Below are 13,150 nucleotides of genomic sequence, written 5' to 3' on the forward strand. Positions count from 1 at the left end.
ACGCCTGATCCCCCCACGCAGAGGTCATGTTCCACACGCGCCGACCCGGCAACGCGCTCGTCCGTTCCGCGGGTCTCTCCTACTTCCCGCTCGCCTTCATCGCCCGGCTGCCGTTCGCGATGATGACCGTCGGGGTGCTCACCCTGGTCGTCGCCGAGCGCGGCTCGCTCACCCTCGGCGGGCTCAACTCCGCCGCCGCGGGCCTGGGCACCGCGCTGGCCGGCCCGCTGCTGGGCGCGGCCGTCGACCGGCTCGGCCAGCGCCGGGTGCTCGTGCCGGTGGGGCTGGTCAACGCCGCCCTGCTGGGCGCGTTCCCGTTCGTGGTCGCCAGCGCGGCGGCCGACCCGGTGCTGCTGGCGCTGTCGGTGCTGATCGGCGTCTCCGCACCCCAGATCAGCCCGATGTCGCGCACCCGGCTGGTCGGGCTGATCCGCCGGTCGGTGGCCCCGGACCGGCGCGAGAAGCTGCTCGACGGGACGATGGCCTACGAGTCGGCCGCCGACGAGACCGTGTTCGTCGTCGGCCCGTTCCTGGTCGGGCTGCTCGCCACCGCGATCGCCCCCTGGCTGGCCGTCGCCGCCGCCGCGGTCCTGACGCTGGTGTTCGTCACCTGGTTCGCGCTGCACCCCTCCGGCCGGCTGGAGCCCGGGACGGCGCACACGGCCGCGGCGCAGGCGCCCGCCGGGGAGCTGCTGCGGTTCCCGCTGCTCACCGTGGTCGTGGGCACGCTCGGCGTCGGCCTGTTCTTCGGCGCGACGCTGACCTCGCTCACCGGGTTCCTGGCCGCCGACGGCGACGGCGACCGGGCCGGGCTGCTCTACGGCGTGATGGGCATCGGCTCGGCCGTGCTCGCGCTGGGCACCGCGGCGCTGCCGGAGCGGTTCCCGCTGCCCGCCCGCTGGCTCGGCTTCGGCTCGCTGCTGCTGGCCGCCGCCGTCCTGTTCGCGACCGCGCGGTCGGTGCCGGCGCTGGTGGTCGCGCTGGCCGTGCTCGGCTGCGGCATCGGCCCGACGCTGGTCACCCTGTACGGCCTCGGCGCCCGGCTGAGCCCGGCGGGCCGCTCGGCGACGACCATGACGATGCTCGGCTCGGCCGTGGTGGTCGGTCAGGCCGTGGCCTCGGCCGTCACCGGCCTGGTCACCGACTCCCTGGGCGCCGCGACCGCCCTCGCGCTGCCCGCGCTCGCCGCCGCCCTCGTGGTCGCCGCAGCGCTCGCCCACGTCGCCGCGACGCCGCGCCCTGCCGTCCGCCGTCCCGAGGCGGATCTGCTCCCCGCCTGACCCCTCGTCCCCGGAGCGCCCGAATCGCAGCCGCCCTCGACGGAGGGGCCAAGATCGCGATTTTGGCCCCTCCAGGAGCAGGTCAGGCGGTGGGGGTCCAGCCCAGCGCCGGGCCGAGCTCGCCGGCGATGTCGGTGAGGATCTGCACGTAGTCGTCGGCCTCGAAGCTGAACGGCAGCGCGAACACGACCTCCTCGACCTCGCGGAAGCCGGCGTGGGCGTACAGCTGCTCGGCGATCTGCTCCGCGGTGCCCACCAGGTCGGCGGCGAACATCAGCCGGCCGGGGCCCTGGGGCGAGCGGGTGCGCGGCGTGCGCTCGGCGGCGTAGGCCTCGTACTTCGCCCGCTGCTCCGGCGTCGCCGAGTCGGTGGGGATGACCACCAGGCCCTGCGACACCCGCCCGGCCGGGTGGGCCGCCCGGAACGCCTGCACCTGGCCGGCCTGCTCGGTGGCGAAGTCCTCGGTCACCTCGGCCTTGACCACGCTGGAGGTGAGGAAGTTCAGCCCGTTCTCCCCCGCCCACTGCGCCGAGCGCAGCGACGCCCCGCCGTACCAGAGGCGTGACCGCAGGCCCGCGGCGTGCGGCTGCACGCGGTCGGACCACTCCTCGACCACGCCCTCCTTGCCCCGGAAGCTCGACGCCGGAGCGCCGTCGATGAACCGCATCAGCCGGGCGACCCGCTCGTAGGAGAAGTCCTCGACGTCGGCGGTGTCGGGGTACAGCGCGGCCTTCACGTCGTCCCAGTGCATCGGCGGGCCGACCGAGACGCCGGGGTGGAGCCGCCCACCGGAGAGGACGTCGACCGTCGCGAGGTCCTCGGCCAGCCGCAGCGGGTTCTCCCAGGCCAGCGGGATCACCGCGGTGCCCAGCTCGATCCGCGAGGTGCGCTGCGTGGCCGCGGCCAGGACGGCGACCGGTGAGCTGATGCCGTACTGCAGGTGGCGGTCGCGCAGCCAGGCGCTGTCGAAACCCAGCTGCTCGCCCAGCTCGATGACCCGCAGCGTCGTCTCGTGGCCGGCGCGCGGGTCGGTGTCGTCGAACAGCCCGATGGTCAGGAACCCGAGCTTCTGCAGCGGCACACCGGAGGCAGGCATGCCGCGATCATGCAGGGTGCTCCTCAGCCCGCGGTGGTGAGGACCCCGCCGTCCAGGACCTGCTGGAGCCGGTCCATCCCGGCGAGCATCCGGGTCTTCACGGTGCCCAGCGGGGCGCCGGTGCGCGCGGCGATCTCGCGCTGGGTGTACCCGCCCCAGTAGGCGAGCACGAGCGCCTCGCGCTGGGCCGCCGGCAGCGCGTCCAGTGCCCGGCGGACCCGCGCGTCGCCCATCCGGTCGGCGACCACCTCGGCGATGTCGGGCGACCCGAGCTCGTCGGTGCGGGCGCGGTCCTCGGCGTCGGCGTCGGTGCGCCGGCGCAGGGACGCCTCGTGCCGGACGGCGTCCACCGCCTTGTGGTGCACCAGCGCGAGGAACCACGAGCCGAACGACCCGCGCGCGGAGGCGAAGGCCGCCGGGTTGCGCCAGTAGGCGACGAACGCCTCCTGGACGACGTCCTCGGCGATCCGGTCGTCGGCGACGATCCGGCGTGCCAGGCCCAGGGCCGGGCCGGTCCAGCGGTCGAGCAGGTCCGCGAGGGACCCGTCTGCGGTGCGGCCCTGGTCTGGACCGGCGAGTGACGTCACAGGAGATGAATGGCGCACAACCTGGTCGCGCAAACTCCCCGTCACCCGATCGGGCGACGGGGAGTCCTCACGAGGAGTCGGGCTCAGTTGTCGGCCAGCACGCCGGCGTCGGCGGCGCGAGGCGCCGGGACCGGCGGGCGGGAGGCCGTGGTGCCGAACATCCGGACGGCGGACGGGGCGGTCATCATCGCCTCGAGCTCACCGGTGTCCAGGGTCGGCTCCAGCGGGGAGACGCGCTCGGCGGACTCCGCCGGACGCGAGCCGCCGACCAGCCGGCCCAGCACCCGGCGCAGGCTGCGGGCCTCGCGGCGGCGGGCCCGGCGCTCGGCGGCCCGCTCGGCCTCCTCGCGGGCGGCGATCTCCCGGTCCAGGATCTCCCGGGCCATCCGGTCGGTCTCGGCCGCGACCACGAGGTCGGCCCGGGCCTGCTGCGCGCGCTGCCGGCCGTTGCGGCGGATCTCCTCCGCGGCGACGTCCTCCTCGTCGCGGAGCACCTCGAGCCGGTCGTAGGCGGTGGGCTCGGAGAAGTTGAGCATCACCTTCATCAGCACCGGCAGCAGCTCGACCGACAGGAAGAGCAGGAACAGCATCAGGTGCGCGGTGCCGGCCGCCGGGCGGTCCTCGGCCAGCCGGTCCATCGCCTCCAGGCGGGCCAGCAGCCCGTCGCTCTGCGCGTTCTCGGCGTCGAAGGCGGCCTGCTCGGCGACCTTGGCCGCGGTCAGCCGCTGCAGCTCGGCGGTGTCGGTGGCCAGCGCGGCCTGGGCCATCGCCAGGTTGCGGGCACCGGCGCTGACGGCGTCGGCCTGCGCGGCGTCCCGGGTCTCCTGCAGCGCCCGCTCGGCGGTGTCCAGCTCGGCCCGGGCGGCGTCCCGGACGTCGGCCTGCGCGGCGGCCGCGGCGGCGGCGCCGAAGTAGGCCGCCCCCTGACCGACGTCGCCGGAGCCACAGGTGCCGTCGAGCTCGCACTGCGCCTTGGCCTGCAGGTCGGCGTACGTCCGCGCCTCGGCGTCGTAGGTGGCCTGCTTGGCGTCCCGCTCGGCCTGTGCACCGGAGACGCGCGGGTCGGCGTCCGGGTCGGCCACGCCACCGCCGGCGAGCACGGCCTGCTCCTCGGCGATGCGCTGCTCGAGCTCCGGGATCGGCGCGTAGCGGGCGTCGGCGGCCAGCTCGTCGGTGAACCGCTCGGCGGCCTCGGCCTGCAGCGTCACGATCGTGGTGTCGATCTCCTTGCTGAACACCTGCAGCGTCAGCGGGGTGGAGATGACCGTGCCCAGCAGGACGGCGAGCCCGATGCGCGGCACGGCCATCAGGGCATTGCGCAGCCAGGAGGAGTCGTGCGCCATCCCGACCAGCAGCATCCGGTCCAGATTGACGATGACCACGCCCCAGCCGAGGCCGATCACCGCGGCCACCGGCCACCAGACGCCCAGCGCCATGTGCAGCGCGAACGCCGTGGACAGCGCCGCCAGCGCGCCCGTGCTCACCAGCACGCCACCCAGGGCGACGAACTTGGCGCGGGCTCCCGAGGCGACCTGGAGCACGTCGAGCCGGGCACCGGCGAGCACGGCCAGCCGGTCACCGGTGGTGCGATTGCGGACCTTCATGCAGACGACGTCCTCTCGGTTCAGTGCAGAACCGCTATCGGTCGCCCGCCGCCCCACCGGTACCCCCGGTGGCTGTGAGGTCAGACGCCGAGGTGGGCGAGCGCCTGGAGCAGCAACGTGCCCTGCCCGTTGGCCAGCTCGGCGAGCACCTCGGGCTTGCGGGCGTCCTCGGGCGAGAACCAGGTGAGCTCGAGGGCGTCCTGCTGCGGCGCGCAGTCGCCCTCGACCGGGACGACGTAGGCCAGCGACACCGCGTGCTGACGCGGGTCGTGGAACGGCGTGACCCCGGGGGTCGGGAAGTACTCGGCGATCGTGAACGGCTGCGGGGCCGCCGGGACCCGCGGCAGCGCCAGCGGGCCGAGGTCCTTCTCCAGGTTGCGCAGCAGGGCCGAGCGGACGCGCTCGTGGTAGAGCACGCGACCGGACACCAGGGCCCGCTTGACCTGGCCGTCGCCGCCGATGCGCAGCAGCAGCCCGACCGCGGTCACCACGCCGTGGTCGTCCACGCGGACCGGGACGGCGTCGACGTAGAGGATCGGCAGCCGCTCGCGCGCGGAGTCCATCTCCTCCCGGGAGAGCCAGCCAGTGTCGGAGTTCGTCACCTCGGTCATGTGCACTGTCTAGCCGATGCACGGCCCACGGTCAGCCGGAGCCGGGGGTGACCTGGGCGACGACGGCCCTCCCCCTGTCGACGTCCGTGCGGGCTGCTGGTCTCATGGAGGTACGTGCGGTGAGAGGAACGGCATGGAACCGAACGGCCGGCTCCTCGGGGGCCGCTACGAGCTGACCGGGCTCATCGCGACCGGTGGCATGGGCCAGGTGTGGCAGGGCCGGGACAACGTGCTGGCCCGCGACGTCGCGGTCAAGGTGCTGCGCAGCGAGTTCACCGGCGACCCCACCTTCCTGGCCCGCTTCCGGTCCGAGGCGCAGCTCGCCGCGGGTCTGGTGCACCCCAACATCGCCACGCTGTTCGACTACGGCGAGGTGCCCGCCGCCGACCCGCGCAGCGAGCACCTGGCCTACCTGGTCATGGAGCTGGTGCGCGGTGAGTCGCTGTCGACGGTCCTGCACCGCGACCGCCGGCTGAGCCCCGAGCGCACGCTCGACGTCCTGCGGCAGAGCGCCGCCGGGCTCGGTGCCGCGCACGCCGCCGGCGTCGTCCACCGCGACGTGAAGCCGGGCAACCTGCTGCTCGCCGACGACGGCACCGTCAAGGTCACCGACTTCGGGGTGGCCGTCAGCGCCGCCAGCCAGCAGCTCACCCAGGTCGGCCAGGTCATCGGCACCGCGAGCTACCTCTCCCCCGAGCAGGCCGAGGGCGCCCGCGCCACCCCGGCCAGCGACGTCTACGCCCTGGGCCTGGTCGGTTACGAGTGCCTGTCCGGGCAGCGCGCCTTCGACGGCGAGAGCTCCGTGCAGGTGCTCATGGCGCAGATCCACGACACCCCGGCGCCGCTGCCCGGCGACGTGCCGGCCCCGGTGCGGCAGCTCATCGAGACCGCCATGGCCAAGGACCCGGCCCGCCGGTTCCGCGACGGCGCCGCCTTCCGGGACGCCGTCGACGCCGTCGACGCCGTGCGCGGTGGCCGCGCCGCCACCGACGGCGCACGGACGGCGGTGCTGCCCGCCTACCGCGACGACGCGGCGGACCGCACCGTGGCAGTCGCCGCGGTGGCCGGTGCCGCTGCTGCCGGGGCGACGCCGCCCCCCACCACCCGCACCCTGCCCCCCGTCCGGGCCGGCGCCGCGCCGGAGCAGCCCGAGCCGCGCCGCCGCCGACGCTGGCTCGTCCCGCTGGTGGCGCTGCTGGCCGTCGCCGCGATCGTGCTCGGCGCCGTCGCGCTGACGAACCGGTCCGGCGAGGGCACCACGGCCACCCCGTCGTCCACCTCGTCGGCGGCGCCCTCGGTCACCCCGTCCGCGACGGCCACGACGAGCGCCCGGCCCAGCCCGAGCGCCACCCCGGCCGCGCCGACCCCGAGCACGGTCGCCGTCGACGCCCGCGACCACCTGGGACGCTCCGTCGACGAGGTCGAGCGCGACCTGGTCGGCCTCGGGCTCACCGTGGTCCGGCAGGAGCGCCCGAACCCGGCCGAGGCCGTGGGGACGGTCGTCGACCTCCAGCCCACCGGACAGCTGGAGCCGGGCGCCACGGTGACGGTCGTCTACGCCGTCGCACCCCCGGCGCCTCCGCCGTCGGCCACCCCGTCCCCGACCGCGTCCCCCAGCGAGACGAACGGGGACGAACCCGACGAGAACGAGCCGGACGAGAACGAGGGTGGCGGCAACGGCGAGGGCAACGGCAAGGACGACAAGGACCGGGGCCGCGGCAACGGCTGACGCGGCGGCCGCGCCGGCCGGTCAGCCGGCGCGCCGCAGCCGGCCGTGCGCCCCGCCCATGGCCACCGCGCCGCCGAGCAGGTACTTGGGCAGCTTCGCCACGACCGTGTAGTTCGTGTCGACCACGTTGGCGACCGGGGTCAGCGCGGCCTGGGACACCAGCTGGTAGGCGTCGAGCTCGGAGAGGTCGAGCAGCTCCGCCGTCCAGCGGACGAGCTCGGTGTGGGCGATCCGGAAGGCGTCCTCGAGCGGGCGGGCCGAGCCGGTGCTCATCAGGTACGTGTCGTCCTCCAGCCGCGGCCACGGCGTCGGGGAGCCCTTGACCAGGTCGACGGTGAAGACGGTGTCCATCGCGCACTCCACCGCCACGCCGCAGGTCTCGCCCTCGCCCTGGCGGGCGTGCCCGTCGCCCAGGCTCAGCAGCGCGCCGGGGACGTTGACGCCCAGGTAGCAGGTGGTGCCCGCCCGCATCTCCGGGGTGTCCATGTTGCCGCCCCAGCTGCCCGGGGTCAGCGAGGAGCGCACCTCGCCCAGCGGCGGCGCCACCCCGACCGTGCCGTGCATCGGGTCCAGCGGCAGGTCGACGGTGAACGCGGAGTCCAGGGCGGCGTACCGCACCAGCCGCTCGGCGCGGTCGAGCTCGTAGACCCAGGTGCGCTCGGGCAGCGCCGGGTGCAGCATCGCCGTCCCGGGGGTGGCGGTGAGCGCCCCGAAGAAGGGCACCGTGGAGCTGAAGCCGCGGGCCTCGCGCGGCTCGATGCTCAGGAAGTGCACGGCCAGGGTGTCGCCGGGCTCGGCGCCCTCGACGAAGAACGGCCCGGTCTGCGGGTTCAGGTACCGCGGGTCGCAGACCTCGCTGACCAGGTCGGCGGTCGAGCCCACCCGGCCGGCGAAGCAGTCCCGGGTCCAGGTGCCCACGACGTCGCCGGGGCGCAGCTGCAGCACCGGCTCGGCGCCGCCGAAGGCGTAGACGAGCGTGGCGGGGTCGGCCTGGGGATCGGGGTCGTGGCGCAGCACCCCGACATCAGACCAGGCCGGGCCGCTCCGGCGCCCGGTGTGTGACGCGCGGCCGGGTGGGGCACGCCGGGTGCATGGCCGACCAGTACACGTTCACCGACCCGACCACCCAGTACCGCACCGAGGGCTTCCCCGAGGAGCACCAGGAGGCGCCGGGCCTGGACGCCGAGCTCGGGCCGAAGGCCGACCACGGCGAGCAGAGCTACCGGGGCACCGGGCGGCTCACCGGGCGCAAGGCCCTGGTCACCGGCGCGGACTCCGGCATCGGCCGCGCGGCCGCGATCGCCTTCGCCCGCGAGGGCGCCGACGTCGTCCTGAACTACCTGCCCAGCGAGCAGACCGACGCCGAGGAGGTCGCCGCGCTGATCGAGGAGGCCGGGCAGAAGGCCGTGCTCGCCCCGGCCGACATCTCCGACGAGTCCGCCGCCCGCGCGCTGGTGCACAAGACCCTCGACGCCCTCGGCGGCATCGACATCGTCGCCAACGTCGCGGGCAAGCAGACCTACGTCGACGACCTCGCTGACGTCACCACCGAGCAGTTCGACGCGACGTTCAAGACCAACGTCTACGCGCTGTTCTGGATCGTGCAGGAGGCGCTGCCGCACCTGCCGGCCGGCGCGACGATCATCAACACCAGCTCGATCCAGGCCTACCAGCCCTCCCCCGGCCTGGTCGACTACGCGACCACCAAGGCCGCGATCAACACGATGAGCAAGGCGCTGGCCCAGCAGCTGGCGCCCAAGGGCATCCGGGTCAACGTGGTGGCCCCCGGCCCGTTCTGGACGCCGCTGCAGGCCACCGGCGGCCAGCCCACCGAGGCACTGCCGGAGTTCGGTCAGGAGACCCCGATGGGCCGCGCCGGCCAGCCGGCCGAGCTCGGCCCGGTGTACGTGTTCCTCGCCTCGCCGGAGTCCAGCTACGTCACCGGCGAGACCCTCAACGTCAACGGTGGGATGCCCACCCCGTGAGCCCGACGGACCTCCCCCGGCGCCGTCCCACCCTGCACTGGGGTGCCGACGGCGCCGGGTCCGGCTCGGTCGAGGAGCGGGACGCCGACGGCTACGCCGACCTGCGCTCCTACGCCGCGATCGGCGACGGCCGGACCATCGCCCTCATCGCGCGCGACGGCCGGATCGACTGGCTGCCGCTGCCGGAGATGGACGCCCCGCCGGTGTTCGGTGCACTGCTGGACGCCGAGAGCGGCGGCTGCATCGAGCTGTGCCCGGCGGAGGACTTCACCGTCGAGCGCGAGTACGTCGAGCACACCAACGTGCTGACGACGACGTTCACCACCGCGTCGGGCCGGGTGCGGGTCACCGACTCCCTCAACAGCGGCATCGCCGGCCGGCTGCCGTGGTCGGAGCTCGCCCGCCGGGTCGAGGGCCTGGACGGCGTCGTGGCGATGCGCGCCGCCGTCCGGCCGGGCACGGCTCTGAACACCGTCTCACCGTGGGTCCACCGGACGTCGCAGGGTCCGGTGCTGCGCGTCGACGGGGTGACGCTCGCCGTCCGCACCCTGGACGCCGACGACGTCACCGCCGGCGACCGCCGGATCGACGCCACGTTCACCACCTCACCCGACTCCCGGCACCTGCTGGCCGTGGTCGCCACCGAGCGCGAGCCGCTGTTCCTGCCGCCGGCCGAGGCCATCGACGCCGGCGTCGACCGCACCATCGCCAACTGGGCGGCGTGGATGCGCGCCTTCGACTGGGACGGCCCCTGGGACACCGCCGTCCGGCGCAGCGCCCTCACCCTCAAGCTGCTCATCCACGCCTCGAGCGGGTCGATGGTCGCCGCGGCCACCGCCGGGCTGCCCGAGAGCCTGACCACGAGCAAGAACTGGGACTACCGCTACGCCTGGGTGCGCGACTCGGCGTACGCGCTGACCGCGCTGTTCCGGTTCGGGCTGCGCGAGGAGACGCACGGGGCGATCAGCTGGCTGCTGGGCACGATCCGCGAGCACGGCCCGGAGCCGCAGGTCGTCTACGCCCTGGACGGCGGCCTGGTGCCCGAGGCGGAGTTCCGCGACGTGCCGGGCTGGCGGGGCAGCACGCCGGTCGCCGTGGGCAACAACGCCGCCGGGCAGCTGCAGCTGGGCGTCTTCGGCGACCTGTTCTCCATCGTCTCGCTCTACACGGCCAACGGGAACGTGCTCGACGCGCACACCGGGCGGCTGCTGGCCGAGATCGCCGACCTGACCTGCGACCGGTGGCAGAGCAAGGACTCCGGCATGTGGGAGCTGCCCGAGCTCCGGCACTACACGACCTCCAAGCTCGGGGCGTGGATGGCGCTGACCAAGGCCGTCGAGCTCGCCGAGGGCGGCCACGTGCCCGGCGACGACTCCCGGTGGCGCAGCGAGGCCGAGCGGATCCGCCGCTGGGTCGAGGACAACTGCTGGTCCGAGGAGCGCGGCGCCTATCTCTGGTACCCCGGCAGCGACCAGCTGGACGCCTCGATCGTGCTGCACGCGATCAGCGGCTTCGACCGCGGCGACCGGATGAGCCGCACGCTGGACGCGCTGCGCGCGGAGCTGGGCGCCGGCCCGCACCTCTACCGGTTCAGCGGCGCCGCCGAGGAGGAGGGCACGTTCGTGGCCTGCTCGTTCTGGATGGTGTCGGCGCTGACGCTGTGCGGTCGGGTCGCCGAGGCCCGGGCACTGATGGACGAGCTGATGGGCACCGCGAACGACGTGGGGCTGCTGACCGAGATGCTCGACCCGGCGACCGGCGACCTGCTGGGCAACCTGCCGCAGGCGCTGTCGCACCTGGCGCTGGTCAACGCCGCGATCACCGTCTCCGAGGCGATGGAGTCCGCGGTCGCTTGACAATCGGCCTTGCCGATGTGGCAATGAACCGATGAGCGACGTCGACGCCGTCCTGCAGTCGGTCGGTCCGCGGTTGCGGGCCGCCCGGCTGCAGCGGGACACCACCCTGACCCAGCTGTCGGAGACCACCGGCATCTCGATCAGCACGCTGTCCCGGCTGGAGTCCGGGCAGCGCCGCGCCACCCTGGAGCTGCTGCTGCCGCTCACCCGTGCGCTGCAGGTGCCGCTGGACTCGCTCCTCGACGAGCCGCCCTCGACCGACCCGCGGGTGCACCCGAAGCCGATCGAGCGCAACGGCATGACGATGCTGCCGCTGACCCGGCGCCCCGGCGGGCTGCAGGCCTACAAGATGGTGATCCCGCCGGGCGTGCCCTCCGGCGACCTCGAACTGCGCACGCACGAAGGGTACGAGTGGATCTACGTGCTCAACGGCCGCTTCGTGCTCCACCTGGGCAGCCAGCAGCTGGTGCTCACCCCGGGCGAGGTCGTCGAGTTCGACACCCACGTGCCGCACCTGCTCAGCAACCCCGGCCCGACGCCGGTGGAGCTGCTGGCGCTGTTCGGGCCGCAGGGCGAGCGGATGCACGTGCCCGCCCGACCCGCGGCCCGCGCCGCCGACTGACCGGGCGGCGCTCAGTCGCCGCCGCCTCCCCCACCGCCACCACCGTCGCCGCCACCGGAGCCGCCGTCCGAGCCCCCGGCCCCGCCGTCGGAACCGCTCGCGTGGCCGTGGCCGTGGCCGGGCCCGTTGTCGTAGGACGTACCGCCGTCGCCACCCCAGCCGATCGGCGCTCCGCCGTCACCGGACGACCGGCGGACCGGCCGGGCCTCCTCCGCGGGCTTCGCCGGGGCCCCCACGCGGCGCACCGCGACGAACAGCACGACCGCGACCAGCACCAGGACGACCAGGTACTTCGCCGCACACCCACGCTCAGGTCCATGCCGGTGAGCCTCCCGTCCCGGCCGCTGCTGCGCCAGCCCCGCGACACTTGGTTGCACCCTCCAACGAGCGGGACGACGCGCCGGGGGCGAGGCTGGTCGGGGCAGCCGAGACCGAGGCGGCCGAGGACCCCGAGCCCGGGAGAAGCACATGACCGACCGCGAACCGCAGGAGATGGCCCAGGCGGCTGCCGAGACCGGGGCGAAGAAGGTCCACCGCAGCTGGGACCGGGTGCTGGTCAGCTCCTTCCTGGCCGGTGCCTACATCGCCTTCGGCGGCCTGGTGGCGATGACCGTCTCCGCGGGCCTGGACCCCGCGACCTGGGGCACGCTGCCGACGCTGTTCCTCGGCGGCGCCTTCACCCTCGGCCTGGTGCTTGTGCTCATCGCCGGCTCCGACCTGGCCACCGGCAACATGATGTTCGTGCCGCTGGCGGCGATGAACCGCAAGATCGGCCTGGGGTCGGTCGCCCGCAACCTCGTCCTGGTGCTCATCGGCAACCTGATCGGCGCGCTCTTCGTCGCCTTCTTCCTCGCCGTGCAGACCGGGGTGATCGGCGGCGCCAACACCGCGGGCACGGCCGGGCTGGTCTACGACCGGCTGGCCGGGATCGCCCAGGGCAAGGCGCTGAACGAGTCGCCGTGGCAGACGTTCCTGCGCGGCATGGGCTGCAACTGGCTGGTCTGCCTGGCCGTCTGGATGTCGGTGGCCACCAAGAACGTCGCCGGGAAGGTCATCGTGATCTTCTTCCCGATCATGGCGTTCGTGGCCATGGGCTTCGACCACGTCGTGGCCAACATGTTCTTCCTGCCGGCGGCCATCTTCGCCGGCGTCCCGGACATCACCTGGGGCGAGACGCTGCTGAACTGGCTGCTGGCCGGGGCGGGCAACCTCGTGGGCGCGGTGGTCTTCGTGGCCACCACGTACTGGTACCTGTTCCTGAAGGACGCCCCCGACGCCGCGGCCGTCAACGCACCCGACGCCGAGCGCGCCTGATCAGTCGGTCGGCGCCGGCCCGTCGGTCGGCGCCGACCCCTCCTCGGCGCGCCGGGCGGCCAGGTCCTGGCGGGTGCGCCACGACTCCAGCGCCACGTACCCGAAGACGACGGTGTAGGCGAAGCTCAGGAACGCCGAGCCGTAGTCGCCGTCGACCACGTGCAGGACGAGCTGGACGGCGTTGTAGAGCGCCAGGCCGATGCCGAGCAGCTGCACGCCCCAGTTGCCGAGCCAGGGCGGTCGTACAGGTCCGTTCGCCACTCGGGAACAGTACCCATCCGCTGGTCCCCGCCCGGGACGCGCGGCTCGGGCCCGGGCACGGAGGTCACCGGGAAAGTGCCGACCACCGCGCAGCATGGGCCGCCCGGGTGAACAGCGCACTGACTCGATGTGACGTGACGACGACGCAGTGGCGTGACGAGGGACACGTCGGCCAGGCCGCCGAGCTGTGGCAACGTGCCGTCCG

At 74.3% G+C, this 13,150-nt stretch carries 13 protein-coding genes; 6 read left to right on the forward strand and 7 right to left on the reverse strand.

Translation table 11 applies throughout. The annotated features are described in order from the left end of the window. Window positions 1–26: 26 nt before the first annotated feature. On the forward strand, window positions 27–1,280 hold the full coding sequence (locus ACGBYP_RS18765; protein ID WP_411586556.1) for an MFS transporter: 1,254 nt from the start codon (window positions 27–29) through the stop codon (window positions 1,278–1,280). 82 nt (window positions 1,281–1,362) lie between these two features. Here the strand turns inward: ACGBYP_RS18765 and ACGBYP_RS18770 are convergent, their stop codons facing one another. From ACGBYP_RS18770 to ACGBYP_RS18785, 4 genes are all read right to left on the reverse strand, one after another. Continuing rightward, window positions 1,363–2,376 (reverse strand): LLM class flavin-dependent oxidoreductase, encoded by a 1,014-nt coding sequence (locus ACGBYP_RS18770; RefSeq protein WP_411586557.1) that lies wholly within the window; start codon window positions 2,374–2,376, stop codon window positions 1,363–1,365. A 23-nt stretch (window positions 2,377–2,399) separates the two neighbouring features. Beyond that, window positions 2,400–2,963: a sigma-70 family RNA polymerase sigma factor gene (locus ACGBYP_RS18775; protein ID WP_411586560.1), complete on the reverse strand. Its 564-nt coding sequence runs from the start codon at window positions 2,961–2,963 to the stop codon at window positions 2,400–2,402. An 83-nt stretch (window positions 2,964–3,046) separates the two neighbouring features. After that, window positions 3,047–4,567, reverse strand: coding sequence for a DUF4407 domain-containing protein (locus ACGBYP_RS18780; protein WP_411586563.1), 1,521 nt, complete (start codon window positions 4,565–4,567; stop codon window positions 3,047–3,049). 80 nt (window positions 4,568–4,647) lie between these two features. Beyond that, window positions 4,648–5,178, reverse strand: coding sequence for an NUDIX hydrolase family protein (locus tag ACGBYP_RS18785; protein ID WP_411586566.1), 531 nt, complete (start codon window positions 5,176–5,178; stop codon window positions 4,648–4,650). A 133-nt stretch (window positions 5,179–5,311) separates the two neighbouring features. Between ACGBYP_RS18785 and ACGBYP_RS18790 the strand changes: the two genes are divergently transcribed. Further along, window positions 5,312–6,907 (forward strand): protein kinase domain-containing protein, encoded by a 1,596-nt coding sequence (locus ACGBYP_RS18790; protein WP_411586569.1) that lies wholly within the window; start codon window positions 5,312–5,314, stop codon window positions 6,905–6,907. Window positions 6,908–6,928: 21 nt separating this feature from the next. Here ACGBYP_RS18790 and ACGBYP_RS18795 read toward each other — a convergent pair whose 3' ends face one another. Then, window positions 6,929–7,924 (reverse strand): acetamidase/formamidase family protein, encoded by a 996-nt coding sequence (locus tag ACGBYP_RS18795; protein WP_411586572.1) that lies wholly within the window; start codon window positions 7,922–7,924, stop codon window positions 6,929–6,931. Window positions 7,925–7,998: 74 nt separating this feature from the next. Here ACGBYP_RS18795 and ACGBYP_RS18800 point away from each other — a divergent pair, with 74 nt between their 5' ends. The 3 genes from ACGBYP_RS18800 to ACGBYP_RS18810 are packed head-to-tail and all read left to right on the forward strand — an operon-like array spanning window position 7,999 to window position 11,370. Further along, window positions 7,999–8,892, forward strand: coding sequence for a glucose 1-dehydrogenase (locus ACGBYP_RS18800; RefSeq protein WP_411586574.1), 894 nt, complete (start codon window positions 7,999–8,001; stop codon window positions 8,890–8,892). After that, window positions 8,889–10,748: a glycoside hydrolase family 15 protein gene (locus tag ACGBYP_RS18805; RefSeq protein ID WP_411586576.1), complete on the forward strand. Its 1,860-nt coding sequence runs from the start codon at window positions 8,889–8,891 to the stop codon at window positions 10,746–10,748. The genes ACGBYP_RS18800 and ACGBYP_RS18805 overlap by 4 nt, the downstream gene beginning before the upstream one ends. A gap of 31 nt (window positions 10,749–10,779) precedes the next feature. After that, on the forward strand, window positions 10,780–11,370 hold the full coding sequence (locus tag ACGBYP_RS18810) for a helix-turn-helix domain-containing protein (RefSeq protein ID WP_411586577.1): 591 nt from the start codon (window positions 10,780–10,782) through the stop codon (window positions 11,368–11,370). Window positions 11,371–11,381: 11 nt separating this feature from the next. Here ACGBYP_RS18810 and ACGBYP_RS18815 read toward each other — a convergent pair whose 3' ends face one another. Further along, a complete protein-coding gene (locus ACGBYP_RS18815; RefSeq protein ID WP_411586578.1) occupies window positions 11,382–11,645 on the reverse strand; it encodes a hypothetical protein in 264 nt (87 codons plus the stop codon). A 193-nt stretch (window positions 11,646–11,838) separates the two neighbouring features. Here ACGBYP_RS18815 and ACGBYP_RS18820 point away from each other — a divergent pair, with 193 nt between their 5' ends. Then, complete coding sequence (locus ACGBYP_RS18820; RefSeq protein ID WP_411586580.1) at window positions 11,839–12,684, forward strand: formate/nitrite transporter family protein; 846 nt, start codon at window positions 11,839–11,841, stop codon at window positions 12,682–12,684. On the opposite strand, the gene ACGBYP_RS18825 is transcribed toward ACGBYP_RS18820, so the two are convergent. After that, window positions 12,685–12,945 (reverse strand): hypothetical protein, encoded by a 261-nt coding sequence (locus ACGBYP_RS18825; protein ID WP_411586583.1) that lies wholly within the window; start codon window positions 12,943–12,945, stop codon window positions 12,685–12,687. Window positions 12,946–13,150: the final 205 nt, after the last annotated feature.

This window comes from Modestobacter sp. SSW1-42 (assembly GCF_046635825.1).
GTDB lineage: Bacteria > Actinomycetota > Actinomycetes > Mycobacteriales > Geodermatophilaceae > Modestobacter.

Bases quoted from the DNA above. Each gene is read 5' to 3' on its own strand.
- ACGBYP_RS18785 (WP_411586566.1), bottom strand. From the start codon at position 5,178: ATGACCGAGGTGACGAACTCCGACACTGGCTGGCTCTCCCGGGAGGAG.
- ACGBYP_RS18820 (WP_411586580.1), top strand. From the start codon at position 11,839: ATGACCGACCGCGAACCGCAGGAGATGGCCCAGGCGGCTGCCGAGACC.
- ACGBYP_RS18790 (WP_411586569.1), top strand. From the start codon at position 5,312: ATGGAACCGAACGGCCGGCTCCTCGGGGGCCGCTACGAGCTGACCGGG.
- ACGBYP_RS18765 (WP_411586556.1), top strand. From the start codon at position 27: ATGTTCCACACGCGCCGACCCGGCAACGCGCTCGTCCGTTCCGCGGGT.
- ACGBYP_RS18800 (WP_411586574.1), top strand. From the start codon at position 7,999: ATGGCCGACCAGTACACGTTCACCGACCCGACCACCCAGTACCGCACC.
- ACGBYP_RS18770 (WP_411586557.1), bottom strand. From the start codon at position 2,376: ATGCCTGCCTCCGGTGTGCCGCTGCAGAAGCTCGGGTTCCTGACCATC.
- ACGBYP_RS18780 (WP_411586563.1), bottom strand. From the start codon at position 4,567: ATGAAGGTCCGCAATCGCACCACCGGTGACCGGCTGGCCGTGCTCGCC.
- ACGBYP_RS18810 (WP_411586577.1), top strand. From the start codon at position 10,780: ATGAGCGACGTCGACGCCGTCCTGCAGTCGGTCGGTCCGCGGTTGCGG.